This window comes from Psychrosphaera sp. HA2-10 (assembly GCF_055693745.1).
This window is the reverse complement of sequence record NZ_CM146341.1, coordinates 2,439,583-2,465,416: the sequence shown is the minus strand read 5'-3', so window position 1 is coordinate 2,465,416 and position 25,834 is coordinate 2,439,583. Positions and strand designations below refer to the sequence as shown.

Annotated in this window: 21 protein-coding genes; 14 read left to right on the top strand and 7 right to left on the bottom strand. The window is 40.1% G+C overall.

Annotated elements, in window-relative coordinates; genetic code table 11:
- Positions 1–43: 43 nt before the first annotated feature.
- Positions 44–1,411 (bottom strand): Na+/H+ antiporter NhaA, encoded by a 1,368-nt coding sequence (nhaA, locus tag ACZ1GV_RS11270; protein ID WP_472674240.1) that lies wholly within the window; start codon positions 1,409–1,411, stop codon positions 44–46.
- Positions 1,412–1,552: 141 nt separating this feature from the next.
- Between nhaA and ACZ1GV_RS11265 the strand changes: the two genes are divergently transcribed.
- From ACZ1GV_RS11265 to ACZ1GV_RS11250, 4 genes are all read left to right on the top strand, one after another.
- Entirely contained in the window at positions 1,553–2,905 is a 1,353-nt protein-coding gene (locus tag ACZ1GV_RS11265) for a class II fumarate hydratase (protein WP_472674239.1), read from the top strand.
- 48 nt (positions 2,906–2,953) lie between these two features.
- Positions 2,954–3,733, top strand: a complete 780-nt coding sequence (locus tag ACZ1GV_RS11260; RefSeq protein WP_472674238.1) for a substrate-binding periplasmic protein — start codon at positions 2,954–2,956, stop codon at positions 3,731–3,733.
- A gap of 87 nt (positions 3,734–3,820) precedes the next feature.
- A complete protein-coding gene (locus ACZ1GV_RS11255; protein ID WP_472674237.1) occupies positions 3,821–5,734 on the top strand; it encodes a CocE/NonD family hydrolase in 1,914 nt (637 codons plus the stop codon).
- A gap of 242 nt (positions 5,735–5,976) precedes the next feature.
- Positions 5,977–8,256 carry a hypothetical protein gene (locus tag ACZ1GV_RS11250; RefSeq protein WP_472674236.1) on the top strand — a complete coding sequence of 760 codons (2,280 nt, stop codon included), beginning with the start codon at positions 5,977–5,979 and terminating at the stop codon, positions 8,254–8,256.
- 387 nt (positions 8,257–8,643) lie between these two features.
- Here ACZ1GV_RS11250 and ACZ1GV_RS11245 read toward each other — a convergent pair whose 3' ends face one another.
- Positions 8,644–9,633 (bottom strand): helix-turn-helix transcriptional regulator, encoded by a 990-nt coding sequence (locus ACZ1GV_RS11245; protein ID WP_472674235.1) that lies wholly within the window; start codon positions 9,631–9,633, stop codon positions 8,644–8,646.
- 88 nt (positions 9,634–9,721) lie between these two features.
- Between ACZ1GV_RS11245 and ACZ1GV_RS11240 the strand changes: the two genes are divergently transcribed.
- From ACZ1GV_RS11240 to ACZ1GV_RS11215, 6 genes are all read left to right on the top strand, one after another.
- Positions 9,722–10,369, top strand: a complete 648-nt coding sequence (locus ACZ1GV_RS11240) for a hypothetical protein (RefSeq protein ID WP_472674234.1) — start codon at positions 9,722–9,724, stop codon at positions 10,367–10,369.
- 9 nt (positions 10,370–10,378) lie between these two features.
- Positions 10,379–10,996, top strand: a complete 618-nt coding sequence (locus ACZ1GV_RS11235) for a metallophosphoesterase family protein (RefSeq protein ID WP_472674233.1) — start codon at positions 10,379–10,381, stop codon at positions 10,994–10,996.
- Between the two features lie 162 nt (positions 10,997–11,158).
- Positions 11,159–12,586 carry a hypothetical protein gene (locus ACZ1GV_RS11230; RefSeq protein ID WP_472674232.1) on the top strand — a complete coding sequence of 476 codons (1,428 nt, stop codon included), beginning with the start codon at positions 11,159–11,161 and terminating at the stop codon, positions 12,584–12,586.
- A 100-nt stretch (positions 12,587–12,686) separates the two neighbouring features.
- The gene (locus tag ACZ1GV_RS11225) at positions 12,687–13,736 is read left to right on the top strand and encodes a hypothetical protein (protein WP_472674231.1); all 1,050 of its coding nucleotides are present in this window, start codon (positions 12,687–12,689) and stop codon (positions 13,734–13,736) included.
- Entirely contained in the window at positions 13,723–14,709 is a 987-nt protein-coding gene (locus ACZ1GV_RS11220; protein WP_472674230.1) for a restriction endonuclease, read from the top strand. The genes ACZ1GV_RS11225 and ACZ1GV_RS11220 overlap by 14 nt, the downstream gene beginning before the upstream one ends.
- 977 nt (positions 14,710–15,686) lie before the next feature.
- Positions 15,687–16,121 carry a hypothetical protein gene (locus ACZ1GV_RS11215; RefSeq protein WP_472674229.1) on the top strand — a complete coding sequence of 145 codons (435 nt, stop codon included), beginning with the start codon at positions 15,687–15,689 and terminating at the stop codon, positions 16,119–16,121.
- A 120-nt stretch (positions 16,122–16,241) separates the two neighbouring features.
- Here ACZ1GV_RS11215 and ACZ1GV_RS11210 read toward each other — a convergent pair whose 3' ends face one another.
- The 3 genes from ACZ1GV_RS11210 to ACZ1GV_RS11200 all read right to left on the bottom strand — a co-directional run bounded on the left by ACZ1GV_RS11210 (position 16,242) and on the right by ACZ1GV_RS11200 (position 19,192).
- On the bottom strand, positions 16,242–17,330 hold the full coding sequence (locus ACZ1GV_RS11210) for a hypothetical protein (RefSeq protein WP_472674228.1): 1,089 nt from the start codon (positions 17,328–17,330) through the stop codon (positions 16,242–16,244).
- Between the two features lie 73 nt (positions 17,331–17,403).
- Positions 17,404–18,882 carry a hypothetical protein gene (locus tag ACZ1GV_RS11205; protein ID WP_472674227.1) on the bottom strand — a complete coding sequence of 493 codons (1,479 nt, stop codon included), beginning with the start codon at positions 18,880–18,882 and terminating at the stop codon, positions 17,404–17,406.
- Positions 18,883–18,919: 37 nt separating this feature from the next.
- Positions 18,920–19,192, bottom strand: a complete 273-nt coding sequence (locus tag ACZ1GV_RS11200; protein WP_472674226.1) for a hypothetical protein — start codon at positions 19,190–19,192, stop codon at positions 18,920–18,922.
- Positions 19,193–19,507: 315 nt separating this feature from the next.
- Between ACZ1GV_RS11200 and ACZ1GV_RS11195 the strand changes: the two genes are divergently transcribed.
- Entirely contained in the window at positions 19,508–20,044 is a 537-nt protein-coding gene (locus ACZ1GV_RS11195; protein ID WP_472674225.1) for an SIR2 family protein, read from the top strand.
- On the opposite strand, the gene ACZ1GV_RS11190 is transcribed toward ACZ1GV_RS11195, so the two are convergent.
- Both ACZ1GV_RS11190 and ACZ1GV_RS11185 read right to left on the bottom strand, forming a co-directional pair.
- On the bottom strand, positions 20,022–20,924 hold the full coding sequence (locus ACZ1GV_RS11190) for a tyrosine-type recombinase/integrase (protein WP_472674224.1): 903 nt from the start codon (positions 20,922–20,924) through the stop codon (positions 20,022–20,024). The two genes, ACZ1GV_RS11195 and ACZ1GV_RS11190, sit on opposite strands and share 23 nt — an antisense overlap.
- A gap of 208 nt (positions 20,925–21,132) precedes the next feature.
- Positions 21,133–21,996, bottom strand: a complete 864-nt coding sequence (locus tag ACZ1GV_RS11185; protein WP_472674223.1) for a YicC/YloC family endoribonuclease — start codon at positions 21,994–21,996, stop codon at positions 21,133–21,135.
- 49 nt (positions 21,997–22,045) lie between these two features.
- On the opposite strand from ACZ1GV_RS11185, the gene ACZ1GV_RS11180 reads away from it, so the two are divergent.
- The 3 genes from ACZ1GV_RS11180 (at position 22,046) to rph (ending at position 25,818) form a co-directional block, all read left to right on the top strand.
- Entirely contained in the window at positions 22,046–22,867 is an 822-nt protein-coding gene (locus ACZ1GV_RS11180; protein WP_472674222.1) for a hypothetical protein, read from the top strand.
- A 196-nt stretch (positions 22,868–23,063) separates the two neighbouring features.
- Positions 23,064–24,962, top strand: coding sequence for a DEAD/DEAH box helicase (locus tag ACZ1GV_RS11175; RefSeq protein ID WP_472674221.1), 1,899 nt, complete (start codon positions 23,064–23,066; stop codon positions 24,960–24,962).
- A 142-nt stretch (positions 24,963–25,104) separates the two neighbouring features.
- A complete protein-coding gene (rph, locus tag ACZ1GV_RS11170) occupies positions 25,105–25,818 on the top strand; it encodes a ribonuclease PH (RefSeq protein ID WP_210561128.1) in 714 nt (237 codons plus the stop codon).
- Positions 25,819–25,834: the final 16 nt, after the last annotated feature.

Below are 25,834 nucleotides of genomic sequence, written 5' to 3'. Positions count from 1 at the left end.
CATGATTGTTAGTTAGTTTTTTAGTTATTATCAAAAGCCACCATTACGGTGGCTTTTTCATATTAGCAATTGAAAAAATAAAGACGCCCACAGTACCCGCGATAAGCGATCCAAATATAATTCCAAGTTTTGCTTGTGCAATTAACTCTGGATGTCCTGTAAACGCAAGGGCTGTAATAAATAATGACATGGTAAAACCAATTCCAGCTAAAAATGCAATGCCGACAACGTGATAAAAACTCATATTTGGTGGCAGTCTGACCAATCCGCTTTTAATGCCAATCCAGGCAAAAAAGCTAATTCCGATGCCTTTACCTAAAACTAAACTGACCATGACTGCAAGAGTCACAAGCATATTATTGAGTTCGGGTATTTCAGAGGGCATTAATACTCCCGCGTTCAAAAATGCAAAGAGTGGCAAGATAATCAAAGTCACGGGTTTATCAAGTAAGTTACCCCAGCGAATAATAGGAATTGAAGTGTTACTGGCAATTTCTTCGGTTTGCTCGGCCAAAACGTGCTGCGCGTCATCTTCTAAAATAGGAATGTATGAGCGGTTACTCTTATGAGAGGTTTTCATGGCACTGCGCATATGGCGTTGTGACCAGACCTTTTTGGCATAGGGACGAGTTGGGATCATCATTGCTGCTAAAATACCAGCTGTTGTCGCATGCACACCAGACTGTAAAATAAACCACCACAATATAATGCCGCCAGTTAAATAAAATATTGCCCGTCGTATTCCAACCATGTTCATCAAGAATAAACCTAACAATGTAAAACTAGCCCAAACAAGTGAGGTCCAATCGATTTGTTCGGTATAAAATATGCCAATGACAGCGACGGCGCCAACATCGTCAACAATAGCTAAACCTGTAAGCATAATGGCTGCTGCTCGGGGTGCTCTTTTACCAAGTAACGTTAAGATAGCCAAAGCAAAGGCCGTGTCGGTGGCCATTGGAATTCCCCAGCCTTGGTATGCTTCACCATTGCCATAGCTAATAATCACAATATAAATAGCAGCTGGAACAACCATTCCTCCGAGCGCCATCAGGATCACGAGTCCGGCGTCACGAAAGTCACTTAATGCGCCAACTAAACACTCGAATTTAATTTCCAAACCTAGTACGAAAAAAAACAATACCATCAAGCCATCATTGATCCAGTAATGAACGGTATGACTTATGGTCCATTCGCCTAGTGAAATCGCAAAAATTAAATTGTTAATAGCCTCGTAATGCTCTTGCCACCCTAAATTCACCATCAACAACGCTGCCAATGCAAATACTAGTAGTGCGATGCCAGTTACGGATTGATTATTGATAAAAGCTTCTGCAGGGGTCGACAGTTTTAAAAAGAAGCGCTCAAGTGGCGCGTGTTCGCGACTGGAGTCATTTAACTTGTAGCTCATGATCTGTCCCACTGTTATAGACAGGGGCTATTTACTCGACTTATAAATTCAATAAAGCCAATAAAAACACCAATCAGGTAAGTTGTACTTTAACTATAGTTCTACACTGTCTTATAAGGATTAATAATTACGGATATAACAATGAAAACAACGAACGTTTTGTATGGCGCTGAAACACTCAAAGCTAAAAGTAACTTTACGATAAGCCCTACGCCAATGCCGCGTGCTTTTTTAGATGCTTTAGGGCGATTAAAATCGGCGAGTGCCATTGCGAACGCTACGCTCGGCTTGTTAGATAAAAAGAAAGCGATGGCAATTTCTAATGCTGCAATGGCCGTTGCTGATGGTCACTATGACGATCAATTTCCTGTGGGTGTATTCCAAACTGGGTCCGGCACTAGCACTAACATGAATATTAATGAGGTTATAGCGTCGATTGTTGACCTTGACTCTCATGGTGAGATTTCAGTTCATCCTAATGATGATGTAAATAAAGGCCAAAGTTCTAACGATATTATTCCCTCGTGTATTCATGTCAGTGCGGCTTTATTAATTCATAGCACCTTGCTGCCGTCATTAATAAAGTTGTCAGAAAGCTTAGCGATAAAAGAGGCTGATTTACACTCTGTGATCAAAACTGGTCGAACGCATTTGATGGACGCAATGCCATTGAGTGTCGCCCAAGAAATAAGCGGTTGGCGCGCTCAAATTGATTTTATTGTTTCTCAGTTATCGGACATAAATAAGACAAATGAGCAGAGCCGATTCAGCCTACTCAGTTTAGCCATTGGCGGAACAGCTGTTGGCACAGGTGTAAATACCCATCCTAAATTTGCAAACTTGGTGACCGAATTACTATCAGGACAAACCGGGTTAGCCTTTGTTCCTGCAAACAATTATTTTAGGGCAATTAGCAGTCAAGACACGGCCGTTTATGTGAGCGGTATTTTAAAAACTGCCGCGGTGAGCTTAACAAAAATAAGCAATGACCTAAGGTGGTTAAGCAGCGGACCTTTGTATGGTCTGAACGAAATAATACTTCCTGAGATACAAAAGGGCAGTAGTATCATGCCGGGCAAAGTTAATCCGGTAATTTTAGAAGCTGTGTTGATGGGCTGCACACAGGTCTTTGGCAATGATCATACAATTTCAATTGCGGGCGCGTCTGGCAATTTTCAGTTAAATACTATGTTGCCTCTGATTGGTCACTCGCTGATCCAAAGTATCGAAATTCTTTCAGCTTGCAGTGATTCATTAGCAAATAAAGTGATCAGGGATATGCAAATTAATCAGACTCGCATTAATCAAAATGTGGCGCGGAATCCAATATTAGCTACCGCATTAAATAATCATATTGGGTATGAAAAAAGCGCTGAGATTGCAAAACAAGCCTATTTTGAAAACAGAAGTGTGCTAGACGTGGCTAAACAACGTACCAACATAAGTGAGCAACAATTAATTGAACTGCTTAATCCTAAAAACTTAATAGAATAATTCGACAATTTATGACAATGTTAAGTTTACATTCAGGGAGAGTAAAACATGCAGGTGTTTATTTATAAATTGAGCTTAACTCCAACAGGAATTAGGGCATTGTTGTTGACACCTTTTTTCATCATGATGTTGTTTTTTTCTGAACCTGTTTTTTCTTCAACTCAAAAGTTAGACACCAAGTCGCAACCATTCACATTGCAGTGGGCGTTTGTACATTTACCTCCTATTGCCTATTTAGACAAAGATGGTCAAGCACAAGGCGAGTTAGCCGATCTTATGAATACGATAAGCAAACTAAGTGGCGTGCCTTATGAAGCTTATGAGTTCCCAAATATAAGAGCAATATCAAATTTAAATCGTCATCAATTAAACTTTTCTATAGGCGTTAAAACATTAGTTAATCAAGTTGATGATTTTATTTTGAGTCGTATGCCAGTTGCGAAAATGCAGTTGCAAATTTTATGGGATAATAGCGCGGCCTACTTAAATACTATCGATGATTTGTCTGGCAAGCGAGTCGTGCTTCTAAACGGTTATACCTACAATGGTGTTCGCGATAAAGTAGAGTCGTTAGCGCAAAGCATTATTGACGTCGAAACGCACAGTCGAGCCTTAGCCGCGCTTAAACTTGGTCGTGGTGATTATGCCTTAGTGTATAAAACGGCAAGCGAATACAGCATGTCGGCAATGGCCGAGTCCGGCTATAAAAGCTTAGTGATTGCGGAAGTGGATTTGTATTTTATTTTAGACGCCAATGTTCCTAACGCACATGAAATTATGAAGCGACTAGAAAGCGCATTTTTGGATTACCAAAAGAACCCATCGTAATATTGCCCGCAGTTGTCTCATCTTTATTGTGTTGTTTGATTAAAAATAATACAAACTTTGCAGCAAACAAAATAAAAGGGAATCAATATGCGAGCGTTCACCACTCGACTAGTCATTTTTTGTCTATTAGTCTCAAGTGCCATGGTTACAACCTCTGTGGCCTATGCTGCAGATAAAGCCAATCCTCGCGCGGACTTTATCCGTGCTAACTACACTAAGTATGAATATCAAATTCCAATGCGTGACGGCATTAAGTTATTTACCTCGGTGTATGTACCAAACGATGACTCTCGGACTTACCCAATGATGTTTCAACGTACGCCTTATCGTGTTGCACCATACGGCGCTGATAAATACAAAACCTCATTAGGACCAAGTGAGTCGTTTGAAAAAGATAAATTCATTTTTGTATTTCAAGACGTGCGCGGTAAATTTATGTCTGAAGGTGAGTTTGTTAATATGCGACCGCAAGACGCCTACAAACGAGGAAAAGGCGCGACCGATGATGCTACTGATACCTATGACAGTATTGATTGGTTAGTAAAAAATATTCCAAATAATAACGGTAACGTTGGTATGTGGGGCACGTCTTATCCTGGTTATTATACCTCGGTGGCTTCAATCAATAGCCACCCAGCACTAAAAGCAATTTCGCCTCAGGCACCAATTGCAGATTGGTTTTTTGATGATTTTCATCGCAATGGTGCATTCGTCACTCCGATGGCTTTTATCTTCTTTGATACGTTTGATAAAAAGCGTGAAAACCCACAGGCTCACTGGCCAAAAGGCATGGACTCTGAAACGCCAGATGGGTATCAGTTTTTCAAAGATTTAGGGCCATTAACGAACGTTAATAAAAAGTACTTTAACGGTACGCGTCCATTTTGGAATGAGTTGACTGAGCATCCAAATTACGATGATTATTGGCAAGCGAGGAATGTCCTGCAACACTTAAACGATACAAAACCGGCAACCTTAGTTGTTGGCGGTTGGTACGATACAGAAGACTTATATGGTCCTTTGTATACTTACCAAACCATGTCGGATAAAAACAAAAAAGACCACATCAAACTGGTGATGGGACCTTGGTATCATGGTCAGTGGAACAGTACTCAGGGTGGTTCTAAATTAGGCGAAGCTAATTTTGGTTTTGATACTAGCAAATGGTTCCAAGAAGAAATCCAGTTGCCATTTTTTAAAGAACACTTAAAAGGCAACTCATCGAACTCGACAAATAGTAAACAAGACAAGGCATCGAATATCGCCACGGCGACGATTTTTGAAACGGGTAGCAATCGCTGGAGAAAGTTTGATGTTTGGCCACCAAAAGAAGCTAAAGCTCAAACATTATTTTTAGGTAACAATGAGTCATTAACTCCAACAAAAGGTGATACCGGTGCGAGTGAATATATTAGCGATCCGAATAAGCCAGTTCCTCACTCTGCCAAAATAAGCCGTGGCTGGGATCGTCCTTACATGGTTGAAGATCAGCGTTTTGCAGCGCGTCGCCCTGATGTTTTAGTCTTTGAGACAGAAGTACTGGATGACGATCTAACGTTAAGTGGTGCCATCGACCTAGACTTATGGTTCTCAACTACACAATCGGCTGCTGATATTGTAGTTAAGCTGGTGGATGTATCGCCGGGCCGAGATATGAACAATGACAAAGTAGATCGCGCAACAGGCAATCGTCACGAGTTGGTGAGATGGGGCGTTATTCGCGGGCGTTTTAGAGACAGCATGAGCGAACCAAAGCCATTTAAACCAAATACGCCAACCCAAGTTAAGTTTGAGTTGTACGACGTGCTACATACCTTTAAGCGCGGTCACAAACTGCAAATTCAAATACAAAGCAGCATGTTCCCGTTTATCGATATCAATCCTCAGAAATACGTAGATAATATTTTTGAAGCGAAAGAAAGTGATTTCACGCGCGCCTTCCATAAAATTTATCACACGAAAAAATACCCAAGTGCGATTAAGTTTAAAACATTGGACTAAATCCGTGTTCTGAAAAGCGCCGACATCTGATGATTTATGGGTGTCGGCTTTTTTATGCAAAATGCAGTGACTTTTGTCATAAGCAACGCTTAAAAAACAATATATATATTAGCCATTTATTTTATTGCCCTGTACAAAAAAACCTCACCCCAAATTAGTATTTCTTTAATTTATAAACTAGGTTTTATTAATCGGTTTATTTTTGTACACAATCGTGAAAAAAATCATTAGGGAATGAAGTCATGGCAAAAACAACAAAGTCGGGCGGCAAGTCGCCAAAAATAGAACCTACTCTAGATCAAACTAATTCAAGCACTAACCTGTCGGAGGATGCTGTTTTAGATAGAGAGGACGCCATTGAGGTGGATGTAAAAACGCAAACTGAAAGCAATAACGTTGTTGCAAAATCGCCAGGCGACTATAAGTATTTTACGGAAGATGACTTAAACAAAATTCTCCAAAATTTAGATGTATTGCGTGGCGACGTTTTACCTAAACCTGTTGTGGCTGAAAATGCCGAGCCCGTTGAGACTAATTTCCCTTCTGTATGTTTAATAGGACTTGGCCGCTGTGGGTCTAATATCGCCTTAGACGTGGCGACCTTAGTGCATAACGCTCGGGTATTTTATCTTAATGACTTTCACGATGCAGAAGACAAGCACAAAGAAAAAAACCGCAAAGCACTTAACTGGATACAGCGCAGTTTAAAAATACAACCAGAAGAAGATTTGCAGCCGGTATTTTTAATTGAACCTTTGGTGATGTTGGGTGACTTAGACAAAGACATTCGTGGCCGAATTCAGTTTTCGGCTAAAAACGGTGGCATTAACTTTTTAAACGAATATACCAAATTAAAGATCATGGACTTGTCGGAAGTTCATGCAGGCGGTGCTGGTAACGCGCCTATTTTAGGCCAGTACTTGGCTAAAGTAATTTTAAATAAAGAAACGGAAAAATTTAGTAACGAAGATTGGAAGTTCATTCATTCTTACCTTATAGACTCGTGTGGCATCAAAGCCAACCAATCACGTTTGTATTTTTATATCTTTAGTGCGGGCGGTGGTACCGGCTCGGGCATGGCGTCTGAGTTTGGACTTGCGCAGCAATACTCTTACATGAGTAAAACCTTTGATATTCGTACCGAACAAGAAATGCAGGCGCACAACCAGTCGTTTGTATTTGAACCAATATTTACCAGCGGTATTTGCATATTGCCTAACATTACTCACCGTACGGTTGAAATGTCGGAAGCCTTACACATAAATGCAGGACGATTGTTGTGTAAATATTTGTCGGAAGAGTGGAATTTTTCCTACAGCATGGACAATGACGGCAGTGACTCGGAAAGCATTAAAAAGCGCATTCGCCCTTGGAATGCCATGATGCTGATCTCCAATGATATTATGCGTTACGCCGAAGAAACCGACGATTCAAATATTGGCGAAAATGACAATGGCCAGTTTATTGATGTGAACGCCATGGAGAAACACGCTAACCAATATATTAGTCAGCAGATATTTAACATTTTAACGGCACAAGCTGTGACTACGGACTACGATGAAAACTACTTTAGACGTGCCGGAATCGACATAGGCGAGACTATACGATTAGATGCCAATGATTTATTTATGAGTTTGGCGGGGCCGATTGCTGTGGCTTATGCAGAGTCGGTAGTACGAGTGCGCGATCCACATGAAGGAAGGGTAGGCTTTTTTGATAAGTCGAGTGAAGAGCTTGATATTGATGACTTGTTTTATCGCTCAATTGATTTGCCGCACTTTAATAAACAAACCACGGCAATTGAAGGTATTAGCCTGTTACCCGTGGAGTCAGAGCGTTATAAAAGTTCGCTCAAAAAGTATCGTGAAAGCGGCTATGATGCAAAACATCTAAAAGACTTACACTTCTTTAAAAATTGTTCATCGGTAGTGTCCATCGTGTCTTTACCTAAAGACTATAAATTGTCGTATATGGACTTGAATAAGCTCAAGCTACACCTTAATAGCCTGTTCCCAAATACCACACTTAAGCGTTTTGCCTTGGTTATTGGCGCATCGGCTAATTTATCGTTAACTACGTTAGTCGCCAAAAGCCCGTGTTTAAGCGATGACTTTTTAACCTTGATTGTTTCGTACATTAAACGCTGTTTTGCCAAAGAAGACTTTGCCTTCGATGAAACCTTAGACAAGGCAATTATAGAGTTTATAACAGCGCCAGAATTTGACGAAGCGAAGCTGGAAAGCATGCTTGAGCAATTTGAGAACCCAGCTAAAATCCTAGACACCAACTGGTTTGCTATTAAACCTATGTACGAGAAAAAGTATCGTGAGCTCATTCATGACGAAAGTAAGTTCACTTCAATAAACGATATTCGACTCAGCATCACAAGTGTCAAACAGGCAATCTACTACTTGCGTAAAATCTATCGCCATCGTATTGGCAAAACAAACGTTGTGTCGCTTAACAATGTTTCTATGTCTGATGCTGACACTTCTTCGAATAACGGGAAGTCTAAGGATTAGCGGCAGAAGCAGAAAAGAACTAGATAACAATGTGCTAAATAGATAGCACAGGACTGAATAGCCCTAAGTCCTGATAAACGAAAGGTCCCATCAAGATTAGTACTTAGTGGGACCTTTTTTTGTTATTCGATGTTTTGGATCTGAATATTTTAATTTTATATATAATTGCTTTAAATCAACAAGTTAAACGTTATCCTTGGCCGTAATACAGAATAAAGCCCACCAAATTACCCACCACAAAAAGTTGACCTACCATCAATTAATCTTCTATCTTCTTTTTGCTTTTTAAAAACCTTAGAAACACTGCCAATTTCAGACTACCTTTTGGCTAGTTATTTAAAGTAAGGCAAAGTCTAGGTACAAAAACGACAGAATTTGGCGATTCACTTAAGTGTAATGTGATAATGCAACGTTTAATCGCTTTTTGATTTTATCCCTAAAGTGTTCAGGCTCGATGACTTTGATTTGGTCGCTGTGGCTGAGTATCCAGTTCTCCAATTCCAGAGTATGACCTATGATCACTTCAACAGACGCCCAGCTTCCATCAATATTTGAGACCTCTTGGTTGGGCAGTAGCTGTTGCTCTGAAAGTAATTTCTTAACATGCCCGGTGACATGCATTGTCAGATACAAAGGGGTATCAGAAATCAATACAAACGCTTCGTCACTTTTTATAAATGCAGCCAAATTGAAGTCACTGTCAAAATGCTCATTGGTCGTTTCAATCGCTTTGATTCGATGAACCAGAATCGTTCTTACGTCCTTATAATCGTAGTAACGACAGGCCAATACCAATTTTTTTCCTCTGACAATCAAGCCTAATGGCTTAATTGGGTGAAATTTATCTTGGTCATCATATTTTATTTTGACGACTTTATTAGTCAGCAAAGCATCATGTAAGACTCTCAGCACAACTTCATCAATTTCATCAGGTTGAACGACAAAGCCGTCGGGAATTGAGGCTACTTTGTGTTTCCATGCATTTAAATTATCAGCAGAGAGTAAGGTATCATTTGCCTGTTTAAAAACCGGAGCTAGGCCTTCGAAAATCGAATGCGGAAGATAATTAGCCAGATGTTGTTCAACTAGGCTGAGAGACAAGGCTTGCTCTAGCGGGAGCTTATTTAAGTACCTGAACTTTGAATCGCTTGCAAAGTACCATTTACTCGGTCGCCCTTCTGTACTGAGTAAACCGAGAATAGTCGAGTAAGTTTGCAGATCGCGCTCTATTGTTCTTAGACTGACATTAAAATGCCCTCCATACTCAGCAACTAACGCCCCTAATATTTCCTTAGCCGTTTTAGATCTTGGCTCCACAGGAATACATGCAGCCATCGCCAAAATCCGTTCAAACACCTTTTTATCACTTACATTCATACGCTTATCTTGACTAATTTACCTTAGCGACATAATTTGTCGGCTCAGTGTTGCATAATGGAACCCGGAAACACAAGAGGATAACGTAGTGATCACAAGAAAATCATTTAAGGGTTTTGAGTTTGCCAAAATCGGCCAGTTTTACTTATCAGATACGCCTTTTGAAATTACATCAAACGGTAAAACACGGAACTGGGAGAATCCAACTGCAATTCACTTGGTGACAGAGGAAATTCTTAATGCGGAATGCTCAACGTACTTGGTGACCATAGGAACTGAGCCAACAGAAGAAAGCATCCTGTATGTTGGTGAATACACTAATTCTCTTAAAGAGCGTTGGTTTCGTGAGCATAAAAAAGGAAAGACTTGGATTTCGTGGCACAGTGACAATTTGGATGACAACTTGAACCTGTTGCTTAAAAAGCTAAACGGCATCGATACACCGGGTAAAAACTGGGTGTCCACTGTTTCGAATAAAGGCCAACTACAGGGGAAAATGGAAGCATTGATATCCATGACGTCAGTGGCAGACGGTGAAAGTGAAATCTCGTTATGGCTAACGACCAATCCATACCATGTTACGCCAAAAGGAGATAAGACGGTCAATATCAGTAGATCTATTGAGCAGGTGTTTTTAGAAGACTCCGCTTTGGATCTCCCGCTTAATTCAAAAGGCCGATTGAGTGCTTCCGGCAACACAAAAACGGTTGCGGATATTTTGCAAATAACGGTTTAAGCAGCCTATATGAAGATCTTGCATTGCGCCGATTTGCACTTTTCCCGAGACGCTATCAACTGGATAGAGGCAAATCGGGCGAGCTATGATGTAGTCTGCCTGACAGGTGATTTTCTCGATGACAGAGAAGAAGCGAGAAGCTCATTGGCGGAACAAGTCATGTTCTTTACGAACTGGTTCAATAAATTTAAACAGCCGTTATTTGTTTGCTCAGGTAATCACGACTACTTCAAGGACTCTTTGTCTTGGCTGTCCAATGGTTCGGGTCTGTATGGTGACGGAACAAGAACCTTAATTGATGGTGTGATGTTTGGCTGCATCGGTTATGAAGCGGATAACTTCGAAGCCTATGTGGATTGTGATGTCGTTTTGTACCATGTGCCGCCAATCAGCTCTTCCTGTGCCAAATCATCAGGCGAAGACTTCGGTTGCAGTGTTATAAAAGCCGCACTTAAAACCAGCTTATCCAAGGCAAAATACCTTTTGTGTGGGCATGTTCACAGGCCTATGAAGCATGCAATCCGCTTAGGCTCTGTAATTATTTCGAATCCTGGCGGTGTGCATAAAAATAACCAAGCAAGTTACGCAAGTATTGAGGTTATTAACTCGAACGAAGTACAGCCGTAACAGTGTATATTCAATATGATTAAAGGTAGCGAGCAAATCGACAAGTCGTCAGGTAAAGAATAAGAAAGAATACCATGCAGTCTCAATGCAATTAGGAGGCTGATGACTCGATTGTCTATTTGTGGCAGAATCAGCAACTAAAACAATAAAAATCAGTAGGATGTGGATTATATGGAAAGGTGTAATTATTGGACCCCATTAAAATCAATATTTGCATTGACCCTGCTATTTTCAGGTAGCCTTTCAGCAAATACAAATATAGGGACCCCCGCGCTTGATTGCAATCAATTAGGATGGTTGAGCTATAGTCCCCAAGACTTTTTGAGATATATCGAACAAGGCAAAAAAAGCAATGTTAGGATACCAGCAAGTTTATATGGCCATAAAATCCCCTCGCCTAAAACCGCACCGTATAGTCTCCCTGTCGAGCAATCAGCTTACGAAAGAGCCTTGCAAAATTGCTACTCTGACGGAAATAATGTCATTTATTCTGAAAATGAAATGACCAGTGGCGATACATTAAAAAATAAATTTACTAACAGCGCTGAACTTATTGTTAAATATATTAAACAAAGCATCATTGGTGATATTAACCAATATCAAAAAGACTTTGATAAATTAAATGATTATTTGGACAGCTTACTCGATAAATACTCCCGGTATGCCGTAAATAGTGATAGCTATACCTATACAGAGCTAAATAAACAGCTTCAATCAGAGTATTCGTCCTCAAAATGGTTTATGGAGCTCTTTAACAAGATAGTTAGCTATAAAGAGCACCCCAACCAAGAAATTCGAAAACGCTATGCAAATAGCCGAAACACTATAAAAGGTAAATTGACGAAAATTGATAATTTAGCTTTGCATTTTAAAGAACAAGCAAAACTAGAAACACAATTATCAGAGTACGTTAAAAATAACGATTTAACCTCTATAGAAAACCTTGCCCGCCAAGAGGAAATAAAAAAAGAAATTAACAATCTACTTAGTGACATTAAAAGTCAAAAAGCGAAAGAATCTATAGGAAAACCCGCTTTAGCTCACGCATCTAAAGGTGGAAACCAGCTAATAGTGCTAATCACTATGTCGATAATAACCATTTTTACGTGTATTGGCACTATAGTTGGTTTAGCTCGCAAGGCTCCAGTATATTACGATTTTGATGATCTAATGTATTCAGCGGGCATATTCGCTTGGCCTGTAGCAATTAGCCTTTTTATTTTCTCCGTACCTATACCGGCCATCTTGGCAAATTTAATCCTTTGGGGACCAACTGTTTTTCTAACATATAAAGTCATTACCGCTACATGGAATGTCGGGCCACGAGCTTTACTGCCTATTATCGTCGTAACAAAAGTCGTTTGGGCGCTTATGCTAGTCAGTGCGATTTTAATTGCTATGAATCCTTCTGGGAAAACAAGACAAGCTAGAAGAACTAAGCGTACATTAGCTCTGTTCTTTTTAGCTGTGGCAACCCCCATCATTTCAAGATTAATAGCCCGTAAAGAAGGGAAAATATTCAACCCGAACGTTCTGAGTATTTCAGGTGTAAGAGGGGTGGATAGAGTTAGCAGTGCATTAAGAGGATAAGAAAATGGCTAGAAATAATAATAAACAAAATAACTCTATTATTTTTATCATCCTATTCATAGTCGCATTTCTAATACTATTGATAGGCATAGTGGGAGTCGTGCTTTATATTTCTGTGTTTTTATTTTACTTATTTAAGTGGGTTAAAGCACCGTCAATTGAACTTGATACATTAAAGCTAACGGAACAAGAAAAAGCTGAAATTGATGCAACCCAAAAAAGAGTTAAAGAAGAAGAGAAGAAAGTGCAGGTTGAAATAGAGCGATTAAAGAAGACTTTAATTGAGCCTGCAAATGTGGTTAATACTTTTAGGCAACAAATTAATTTTGTGACTCAGTTTAAGGAGATAAGCAGTTCTAGTTCCATAAACCTGACAGATAAAGATTTAGTCGTAGAGCAGCTTAAATTTTCCTCAGAAGACAGAACTCATCTAGACTCACTATTCACTTCTTTGAATCTGATTACTCAAACCCAAACTAACATTGAAGCGACCATAGAAAACTATAGGTCTAGCAATGGGAGCTTTAATAAAAATGGCAGTATCAGCTTAAAAAGTAATAAAGGGAAAGAAACGAAAAAAAATATCGATAATTTGAAATCAGATTTAAATGCTCAGATTAACTCTTTGCATGAAAAAGCGGACGAGTGTTTAAACATTTTAGAGTTAAGGCAAAAGCCATACTTAAGACAAGTTGCATCTATTGAACAGCAGATTTCAGAACAACACAGTATGTTAAGAGCATTGCAGCAAGAAGAACAACAACTAATTCACCGCTTGCATGCGTCACTCAACAACAGGAAAGAAAAAGCACTTGATACTATTGCTGGCTTTCTTGATGAATATAGAATTAAAGCTACAGCCCTTGTGTCTATGTTTGCTTTTGCAGGCTCAATTGTTATCTGTTTAGAGAACTTTAAACAAGAAATGATCGAGTTAAGTAATTTCGTTACTACTACCCTGTCTATCGAGTTAACTTTTCTCCCGAATACATTCTTTGGTGTCCTTTTTTGTACGAGCATTGTGACCTGGGGCTTTTTCTACGTATTTTTTACGATGGCTTCAGATAAGTCCGCACTGATGAAATTACAAAAGCACTCGCCGGAATTGTACAGCTTTTTAGAAAGAGAAGTAGGTCATGCTAACCGATAAAAACATTGTACTTGTTAGGAGTCCATCAGAATTAATAACCGATAATTTAGCGGGATATGGCTGGGGGCAGGCAAATTTTTCAGCGTTTGACTCAATAAGCGCTATTTGTGATTACCTTACAAATAATGGAATAGCGGTTGGCCGACACAGAAACCAAATGAAGCGATTCTATGAACTGAAAAAAGGTGATGTAGTCGTTATTCCGGTGTACAGAGCAATAGTACTTGGCAAGGTTGAGGGCACTAAAAGTTACGGACAAGGCATCCAGTATGGAGAAAACAGAGTCAGCGTCAATTACTTCAAAAATGAGCAAGGTTCTGTTATTAGGATCCCACGTTCAAAGCTATCTCAAGGACTGGAGAGCAGATTAAAAATCAGGATGTCCATCGCATCACTAAATGATTTTCGTGATGAAATTACAGAGTATGTCAGCCAGTTAGAAACAGATAACAAAGTTTGCTTTGACAGTATTTTTCAGCAAAAGAAAGATGCAGCCATTGAATCATTTAAACAGAGCTTGCTTTCAAATTTAGTGAATGGAAATACAACGTTGAAAGGTGGTGGGTACGGCCTAGAACAGCTAGTAAAGGAGCTGCTGGAAATTGAAGGGTACACTGCTCATATTGAAGCTAAAAACCAATCCTCAGATATTTCTGACATAGATATAACCGCAACCCGCAATGACCCTGTTTCATCAAATCGGGTATTCATCCAAGTTAAACACCATAAAGGAAACACAAGCGATTGGGCTGTAAAACAACTGATAGATATTGATGAAGATGAACACCACGACAAATGGGTGATCACTACTGGAAGTGTTGATGATTCAACTGTCAGCCTTGCCTCTGACCATAATATTAAAGTTATGACTGGTGAGGACTTAATAGACTGGGTGTATAACCGCATTGAGCATTTAAGTCCTAAGTTTAAAGAGCAGCTTGGTGTGTCAATATTACCGCAGATTATTAATTGATATAGTCTTCAATCCCTAGCTTCTTTTAATTCTTTCATTAACTTCGAGCTGAGTCGCTTTTCAGCCGATAGGCTTGATTTTAATTTTTTAAGCTCTTCAGTTTGGTTGTTAAATGAAGTTTCCAGCTCATTTAATTTTTGAATTAGTCTATTTCTATCAATCTCTAGCTCATTTACTTGTGATAAAGCAGAGGTTAATTCATCGACAATTTTAGCGCCATTGCTTTTGAAGAGACAATAAATCCAGATTAGCTTCCTTACTTATTGATACCTGAAACGTTACAGTGCCAGCCTTTTTCTTATTCACTTTGAACTTGTGCTGACGCCAGTTGTTGAGAAGCTTGAGCAACAAATCTGACTCTTGCGCGGTGCGCTGTTGAAGTGCTTGAAACAAAAGTGCGTCATCCCAAGAATAGTTGTTTCCTGAAATGATGATTCCTTTTTTCCTTAGCTGTTCAGCAAGCCAGTTGCGATCTTATTGCTCAATGAATTTTACGCCCAATGTATACAGATTTCATATCGAAAGAGCTGCTAGGTTTATCGCCCACCACGAAATACTTTTTATTGCTTTGGGTTAAAAATTTTAATCATGAAGAGAAAGTCATAAGCATTGAAGAGGTAAGCTGCGGATTTGCGATGTCACCTAAACTAGTGACCAAAGCCTTTAAGGAAATGATATCTCAGAGACTGATGACTCGTGCTAGAGTAGCTAGGATGAAAGGGGAGCCTAATTTCAAATACCAACTGAATATGGAAACGCCTCTCAGTAAAGTCAAAAGACAGTGTCCGCAGACACCTTAAGAGTCTATTCGACAAAGGGTTACTTAAGCTGATTTCGCCAGGCTTTACGGCAGAGGCACTATTTGGATTGAAGGATTCTGTTTATTTATTATCTCCTCCGGAAATATCGCCTTATCTAATCTTAAATTTACCGCGCATTGAAAAAAAAGTAATTACATAATCATTTCTGTTTTAAAGATGCTTTCATCCCTACAGGAAGACTATAGTGAGAACACTGAAATTTTAGACAAAATTGTCAATGACATACACAGATCTGATGTTCAGGGTTATTTCCTTTACTGGTTTTGGCAACATGCATTCTCGATTATCGAATTAGTTATCAGTAAAAAGACACAGCCCTTAGCTTCTCACATCGAACAAAGACTTTTTCAAATATCGGATAACAACAAAAATGTACTTGCAAAATCCTTATTTTCTCCAGCAATGCTAGAGAACTATCAAAACAACCCTCCGGTTTTACAGGTATTAATACAAAAACTTCATGAGCTTGCCATTGAACTTTTGTTGGAGGTTTATCCTGAAGATTTTGAATTTTATAGCGGCGTTGATCTATCTGTAAGGCTTAATGCAATAATGCCGCATTGTGGTATTTATACAAAAAATAAACCGTAAAAAGCGTTTTTATATAATAATATGCGTCTAAAAAGACTTGGCATCTTAAAGTTCTCGGGAACAGAGTGTTCCCGAGATAGAGGTTGTAATTTATTTAAAATGATTAAATCACTTCTTATTTCATTGCTTATATTTTTCAAATAGCCAATCGACTTTGTAAAAATAGAATTTCGAATTAACAACAGAGCTAAATGAAATTGGCTTCTGATAAACGATGGGCAAGACCTCACTAATGCCTCTGTCACCGTATTCAATAGTATTCTCAATTTTGTCGTCTCTTATTAGGCGGATACCTGCGGATGCAAAATAGAATGAACTATCATCAACAGTCCATTGAAAAAACTCAGTAATTGACGGTTCGTCGGAGTAAAATTTTGCTTTAAATTCGTCTAGATGCTCTGGAATTTCAGATTTTAATGCTTTGATTTCTTCTTCTAGCTGAGGCCTTATTTTACTTAGTGTCGCTGTATTTTCATTTATTTCAGAAGTTGCCCAATCTTTTGCATTGGACAACTGCTTCAACTCACTTTTTAAAGAGGTTAGCTTTGCTTCCTCTTGTCTAGTTAGCGCGATAAGTTCAGTTTCGGCTAATTCAATTATCCAGCCTCGCATTTCTTCAGCCTCAGCTTTGTAGTCGTCAATTAGCTTTTTTCTGTGCTCAACTGAATCTCCTTTCTTAATAAAAGCTTCTTGAGTTTTGATATTTTGCCAGTAAGGCCTGAATCGCTCATCGATACCGCCTTGCTTTAGCCAATCAACGTCCGCTTGTGCTTTTTTAATAGCTGGTGACTTTTCCGACATCTGTTGATTGATATTATCTTCAATAGACTTTATACCTGATTCATATTTAGTAACTGCTGCCTTATTGTTGTCAATTTTGGTCAGCAGGTTATCAATTTGTTTTTGTTTGGCATTAACCTTTGAATTTAATGTGTCAGCTAAAGATTTTTCGTTACGTTTATATAGAGCCTCGATCAGATCGTTGCCTCCCGCTAAGAAGCATTGATATTCAACAACTTTTCGTCCTTTGTTGTCCTCAGTATAAGCCCATGATGTTGACTCACAGAGATCTCGATTGTCGAAAGCATCCCCAATATTGTAAGAGGAGTCATATTCAAGTCGGCCATTTTTTACCAACTCCACTTCGTCAGAAGAGCAGCCTTGGAGAAAAGCCGCAGCAATTACTAACGCTAAAATTTTTGATTGCATTTTTACATCCATATTTGTTTCCGTTGAATTGTAGTGCAAAGGGAGCTGCTGCTCCCTTCAATTTGTTATGAATTTACTCTGTACAGTCAGTTAAGCTAGCAGTGCCACCTGACCATGTACCGCACTGCTTCTCATGCGTACCATCTGTGTGGTAAGTCGTTACCGTGTACTCGTCTTCAGAGTTGTGCATATGAACAATTTGATCTTCTTCCCAGAAGTTTTCTGAAGCGTATTCGTTATATATACGTGTCCAGCCGTCAGCGTCATATCCATAATCATCTTCAAAGCTCAATGAAATATGAGATATAGCACTTGATAACCAGCCATTGGTGAAGTCGTTGGCATCGGCACCAATCAATGACACAAACTTATGTTCGTTATCCTGACCATATACGTGACTCGATTCAGTTTTCACGGTATCGCCATCACTGTAGTAAGTTTTGGTAATGAAAATTTGTGAGACATTTAGGGCAACACGATCCATCGTCAGGCAGTTGCTCCAACCTACGTTCGTTGCATAGGCTGAATTAGCTAACCCGTAGCCGATACCATCTGATTTCTCTGTAAAGTACTCAGTCACTGAGCAATTTCCATCTTCAAGGTTTGCTGCCACTTCAGCTTCTATCCCGTTAGTAGTGCTAGTGCGTTGTTGTCTACGTTCCAGCAAATCACCTAAACGACTTAAACCGCCGCTCATAGCATGGACACTTTCATCCCAGTTGCCTTTGCTCCGTTGAATATACTCTCGGCGAAACCAAGACTTCGAAGAAAGTCCTGCTCCATTACCGTTAAAGAAATACTCAACGAAGACGTAGTTGGCACTTGGATTCGCTTGCTCAAGCTCAACAGTTTCGGAATACGATTTTGCTAAACCTGGAACTAACGAACGTGCCAGACCATGTAAGTCTGAATTACCATTGGCAATATAGTCACCATACAAGTTATCAACGGTGATGTTATATCGCTGGGCCACGCGGATTTCTTGGTCACGCAAGCGTTGCTCAATAACTTTTCGTAGGCGTTGATCTTCAATGATCGATTCGCAAGAAAGTGTTTCACTTCCTGTACGTAGCTCTTGCTCTACGGTATTCCAAATAACCGATGTTAATGGAGTTACGTTTCGTAAATCATCATCTGTTTGCAACGCAAAGCTGGGAGGAACGACTAGGTCATAGGCTTCTTCGATTGGGTTATCTGGATCGTCTAAATCAATCGCACCTACAGGTACATGAGTAATCAATGGTACATATTGACCACAGTCTTCATGAGCGTCAGGTACTTCAATGATAAAACTTGGATTTTCTTCATCCGGCTCAACTGTTACCGCATTGGGTTCACCATCATCCAATACGCCGTTGAAGTTCAAGTCCATAAAGACGGTTGCACCAACGATATATCCATCAATAGCCATGCCTTGAATTGTCATAACCTCAGGTGGTGGTGTAATAGTTGTTGGTGGCTCTGCTTTTTCTGGCTCAGAGCCACCGCCGCCACAGGCTGTTAGTGTTGAAGCGACAACTATTGCTAGAGTTGTTTTTGTTATATTTTTCATACAGGGCTCCTTGTTACTGTATAAATTTAAGAATGGCTTAATTAATTCTACGGAATGTATCCACCGAACAGAAGTTACTTGATGAGGAATCAAAACCATTGAGCGAAGGCTTTAACCCTCGCTGCTTTTGATTCGACGATAGACTGAAGTTTTTGGGGTATTCAAAATTGAACGTAGATAAGCTGGCGTCTAAAATCTTTTCTATTTCAACATGACGATAATTGTTTGTTGAAACCCTGATTATGACGAATAGCTTGTTGTTCGAAATTGAAAAACCAAGAGGATCAATCCGTTGCTTCTGATTTTCCATGTTTATATATACCACTTGGTGTAAAACAATACCATAAGCAAGTTGTTCAAAAATGGCGTTGAACTTTGAACTGTATTCAGTGATTAACGGTTCTGTTCTAACCTCTGAGAAAATACGCTGACCGCCTTTTCTTTGCGACTTAGACTGAGTTTTTAAACTGTGTATTTCTGAGAATATAGAATTGATTTAGCTTTTCACGACTAATTATGACTTGGCTTTTGAGCATGCTGCATCAAATACTGGCTTTGTTGTTATTGATGGTTTTGAGTTTTCTAACCCCTCTTTTTTAATCCTATGTGGTTCAAGTATGACATAGTGAACCGTGGGCACTCCAAGAGCAGTGAAGGCGCATACATATCCAATGTGGTTCAGCTATACAAGATGCATGGCTCTGTGGACTGGAGAAAATTTAACGGCAGAGTTAGAAAGCTAGGTGCTGATAGCAAAATTGGTGAACCTGTTTTCATCTATCCAAGCAGTAGCAAATATCAGACATCTTATGATTCTCCTTATTTAGATATGATGACTTCTTTTTTGGAAGTAGTTAAACAACCAAAAACGGCTGTATTGTGCCTAGGTTTTGGTTTTAATCATAAGCATATAAATAATGCGCTGACTATGGCGCTTAGGACTAATCCTGAGTTTATGCTGATGGTTGCAACGAAAGACCCATTCAGTGTATCGGGTTCATTTAATAATGAGATTAGGAATCTGCTATTGGCAGCTATTGACCATGGGGATGGCAGAATCGCGATAATGGACTCAACGTTTAAACAGTTTTCTAGTCTGCTACCTGAACGAAGATCAACAACTCCCGAGGACGAACTCTTCAAACCATTCTTGCGATACTAACCGAGAGCTCATCGAGCGCTTCTCTTCGTTCATCCAAATAATCATGCTTATTGTAAATACCCTCAACACCCTTCAGCTTTGTTATGGCCCTGTTTAGTGTGTCAGCGCCCATATGAGGTTTTTTGCTGGTTCTGCGACTAGGAAACACATATTCAGACCCAAAGGCTCGTACTTTTAACTCTTCAAGCCAGGTAAGCACTTCAGGTGCTAAAGGAACGGTAAAACCAACATTGGTCTTACTTCTTTCTGCCGGTAGGTTCCATACCTCGCTTTCTAAATCAAATTCATCCCACTTAGCTTCGCACAACTCTGATTTACGAACGCCTAAGCAAACCAACAATAAACAGGCTAGGTAGTTCTCTCGACTAAAACTGTCGTTATGTTTTTTGGCTGCAGCAAAAAATTGTTTGAGTTCATCTTCATTCAATGCTCGTTCTCTGCTTTTTTCTACACCGCCAGCATCCTTAAAAGTAAAGGCGGCAGCAGGGTTATAGGCGAGTAAATCGAGTTTTATGCCGTGATTGAATATTTGTTTACAATAGCCTAGTGCATCATTAGCAATAGCCAATCTACCTGAAGCTTTTATATCTTCTATTGTGGTGCGGATATCTCTGGCGGTTACCTGGTCAATTTTAAATTCACCAATATGTGGGGCAATATCTTTGGTATAAATGCGTTTGGGGATTTTTGGGTGTTTTAGTCTAGCTTCGAGTGTTGGATACCAGTCTTCGAATAGGTCATCCACTGTTTTAATGCTTTCTTGCTCGGCACGTTTTTTTGCTAACAGCGGATCAAGGCCCTTCCTGAGTTGCTTCATTTTAGAAGCTGCTTCAAATCGCGCATCTTTTAACGAAAGATCAGAGTACTTACCCAGCGTCATTTCTTTACGATTTTAATTGGAAGTGTAGCGAACCATCCAATAAGCTGAGCCAGACTTTGGAACAACAAAATACAACCCACCTACCCACCAATTAACCCACCACTTAGATATAGATTTCGGTGGGTAACTGTGAACGACTACGAACGAGGTTTTTAATTTATCCCTTTAAAATCAATAAGTAAAAGGTAATTATGGAGTTTGGTGGATATTATTCGATGTTTTGGATCTGCTCACGCATTTGCTCAATCAATACTTTCAATTCAACCGCGGCATTGGTGACATCGGCATTGATGGATTTTGAGGCGAGGGTGTTTGCTTCGCGATTAAACTCTTGCATCATAAAGTCGAGACGTCGGCCACAGGCGCCGCCTTTTTTCATGATCTTTTGTGTTTCGCTAACGTGTGATTTTAAGCGATCAAGTTCTTCCGCTACGTCGGTCTTTTGGGCCAGATAAATCAGTTCTTGTTCTAGGCGAGCTTCGTCAATATCTACTTTGGCATCGGCTAGCTTGTTTTGAAGACGTTCTTTTTGCCATTCCATAATCGCAGGCATGTGTTGTTCGACTATCGCGGCTTGCTCAAGAATATTTTCAAGGCGTGTATCAATCATGACTTTAAGGTTAGCGCCTTCGCTACCTCGTGCTTCGATGAAGTCTTTTACTAGGCCGTCAAAACCAGCAAGTATTTGCTTTTGAACTTCGTTCATGTCGGTTTCTTCAGCTTCCATAACGCCGGGCCACTTTAGAATATCAACTGGGTTTAATTCGCCATTTGACGCTTCAGTTAAAATCCAATTTGCACTATCAATAAGTTGTTTAGCTAACTTTTTGTTTACAGTGAGTTGACTAACAGCTGATGGATTTGCCGTGTACTTTAGGAATACCTCAACTTTACCACGTTGTAATTTTTTTCGAAGGCGTTCACGCAGCACCGCTTCTAATGAACGAAATTGCTCAGGAAGACGAATATAGGTTTCTAAATAACGTTGGTTAACAGATCGGATCTCCCACACTGCTGTGCCCCAATCGCCTTTAATCTCTTGTCTTGCGTATGCCGTCATGCTTTGAATCACAACAAATCCCTAACTTTTAATTTGAAATCAATTTACGAATAGTATAAACATGACTTATGGGTTCTCACAGGTTAATTTAGAAATTTTTGAGAACGTTGCAGTAACGAGGTTAATTAATATTTATAAAACATTAATCATTGTTGTAGTTATGGGTTTTTATTTAGCCTCTGCCAATTCATGCCCTCTAACCTTAAATAACACCGGCAACACAATTACAAAAAACGCTGACGATGACATTGGTGTGTCTTGTCCTGTTCCTAAGCAACTGGTTTTCTCTTCTCTTAGACATCCCAAAATTCAAAAAGACATTCAACCGTTATTGCAACGAGCTTATAGGCAACTTGGCATAGAGGTTAATTTTATTGTGACCAGTTCCTATCGAGACCTATTATTAGTTTCTGAGAATAGGTTAATGGGAAGTGCGGCCTTTGCTGAGGATATAATCGACAAGGTACCTAACCTTGTGCCAGTAAATCCGCCTTTAACGGCGATGTCGTATGTTCTACTTTGTCGCAAAGGCTTGGTATGTGACAGTAGCATTTTTAACAATAGCGATAATCCAGAGGCGATTGTGGTGTCTACTGCGATGTCAAAAGGCCTAAAGGAACATTATCCCCAGATTAGATTTGATCGTGTAACCATCACCAATGAAGTAAAAAACGTATTAAAATATCTCAGAGAAGGACGGGTAAATTATGGCGTTTATCCTATTTCAGATAAAACCAAAGGTGGGTTAAGAGAAATCCCAAGTAGCGTAAATTATTCTATTTTATATGACTTACAAACTTTTCATGTAATTAGTCAGCAAATTTCCTGTCTATTGCCTAAAATAGAGTTCGCACTGCGTGAAGAATTAAACAAATTTAAGTAATTACTTTAATTTGTCGCTTTTTTAGACATTAAAGGTCGCTATTGTTGTAAAAAAAGCGTATGATTCGCGCCCTTTTGAATTCCCCCACAGACAGGCTAAGCTCAATTGAACACGTTGCAACACGGTTGCAGGCGTAAATGGTAATTGAGTGATGATGGACTACGCGTGAAGTTGGGGTAGAGATGTGAGTAATAAAATGACAGAAAATGTAACCCCAAAGTTTGTTGACTTAGGTTTATCCCCAGCAGTTTTAGAAGCCGTTCAACACGTAGGTTATGAGACCCCTTCACCAATCCAAGCCGAATGTATACCGCATATTTTAAATGGCCATGATATTTTAGGTATCGCACAAACAGGTACTGGTAAAACAGCCGCTTTTGCATTACCAACGTTGTGCCACTTAGACCCAAAGATTAATTCGCCGCAAATTTTAGTATTAGCACCGACTCGTGAATTAGCGATTCAGGTAGCAGAAGCCTTTACTACATATGCTGAAAAGCTAGATGGTTTCCACGTATTACCAATTTACGGTGGTCAAGATTTCCGTACGCAGCTTCGTGCCCTTAAACGTGGTGTTCACGTTGTTGTTGGTACTCCTGGTCGTGTTATGGACCATATGCGTCGTGAAACGTTAGACTTATCTAACCTTAAAACAATTGTTCTTGATGAAGCTGACGAAATGTTACGCATGGGTTTCATCGATGATGTTGAGTGGATCATGGAACACGTTCCTGATGCAGCGCAAATCGCGTTATTCTCAGCAACTATGCCTGCGCCAATCTTAAAAGTGACGCAGAAGTATCTTAAAGATCCTAAAGAAGTTCGTATTAAGCCTAAATCAGCAAGTCACTCTAACATTACACAACAGTACTGGATTGTGAACAACAACCAAAAACTAGACGTGTTGACTCGTTTATTAGAGCTAACTGAATTTGATGGCATGATCATCTTTACCAAGACACGTCAAAGCACATCTGAGCTAGCGGATAAATTATCTGCACGCGGTCACGCAGCAGCGGCGCTTAACGGTGACATGAATCAGTCGCACCGTGAACAGTGTATCGAATCACTTAAATCAGGTCGTTTAGATATCATTATTGCAACAGACGTTGCGGCACGTGGTATCGACGTTGAGCGTGTAAGCCACGTAATCAACTATGACTTACCATATGATGTTGAGTCTTATGTTCACCGTGTTGGTCGTACAGGTCGTGCGGGTCGTAAAGGTAATGCAATCTTATTTGCAACACCACGCGAGCGCCGTCTTCTTAAGACAATTGAACGTGAAACTAAACAAACAATTTTACCTTATGAGCCACCTTCAAATGAAGAAGTAACTGCATTACGCGTTGCTGCATTTAAAGAGAAGATCGCTGATGTTATTGGTGGTCAGGATTTAGATTTCTTCAACAACTTAATTAGTGAATTTGCTGCAGAGTCTAGCCAAGACGTAGCAACAGTTGCAGCTGCCTTAGCCCTTATGGCTCAATCAGAAGCTCCATTAATTGTTACTGGCCGTGGCATGCCGGGCAACAACAAGTTCGACGACAGCCGTGGCGGACGTGACAGAGATCGTGGTGAAGGCCGTGGTCGTGACAGAGAACGTGGTGGCCGTGGTGAAGGTCGTGAGCGTGGCGGACGCGGAGATCGTGATCCTGGCGTTAAAATGCAAGCTTACCGTATCGAAGTTGGTCGTGAACACGGTGCTACGCCTCGTGATATCGTTGGTGCAATTGCAAACGAAGCTAACCTTAACTCGAAGTTCATTGGTAACATCAAGTTAATGCCTGGCTTCTCAGTTGTTGAGCTACCTGCTGATATGCCTGCTGAAACTCAACAGAAGTTAAAGCAAACTAAAGTTCGTAACCAAGTATTAGACATCAAAGTTGACCCACGTGGTGGCGAAGGTGTTGGTGGTCGCGGCGGTGAAGGTCGTGGCGAACGCAGTGGCGGTCGTGGACGTGATGATCGTGGTGGACGTGGCGGTGAAGGTCGTGGACGTGGCGGCGAAGGTCGTGGACGTGGTGCTGAAGGCCGAGGTCGTGGTGGCGAAGGTCATCGTGGTCGTCGTTCAGAGAACAAACCTCGCGACTAATCACAGCGTGTAAACAATAACTATCAAAGCAGCTTTCGGGCTGCTTTGTAGTAATTACTTATAGATGTTTCTATTTTAGTTTTCTCAAATAGAATACACTGAATAAATTCAACTTAATCAGATTCTTAGAAAGGTTTTTAATATGCGTCCAAGCGGAAGAACAACAGCCCAAATTCGTCCTGTTACTATTACTCGTAACTTCACAGCATACGCTGAAGGGTCTGTGTTAATTGAAATTGGCGACACTAAAGTTTTATGTAATGCCACTGTTGAAACGGGTGTTCCTCGTTTTATGAAAGGCCAAGGTAAAGGCTGGGTTACTGCTGAATATGGCATGTTACCTCGTTCAACTCATACGCGTAATCAGCGTGAAGCGGCAAAAGGCAAACAGTCGGGTCGTACACTAGAGATATCACGTTTAATTGCTCGTTCATTACGTGCAGCAATCGATTTATCAGCATTGGGTGAAAATACTATTACCGTTGACTGTGATGTGATTCAAGCGGATGGAGGCACTCGTACTGCGTCTATCACAGGTGCGTGTGTTGCACTTGTTGATGCGATTAATTACATGCGCAAAGAAAACATCATTAAAACAAACCCACTTAAGCATATGATTGCAGCTATTTCTGTTGGTGTTTACAAAGGCACACCAATTGCTGACCTGGAGTATTTAGAAGACTCTGAAGCAGAAACAGATATGAATGTAATCATGACTGAAGATGGTCGTTTAATTGAAGTGCAAGGTACGGCGGAAGAAGAGCCTTTTACCTTTGACGAAATGAATGAAATGATGAGCCTAGCTAAAAATGCTATCGGCGAGTTAGTTGATGAGCAGAAAAAAGCGTTGGCGTAATTTACTGTAAAATTTA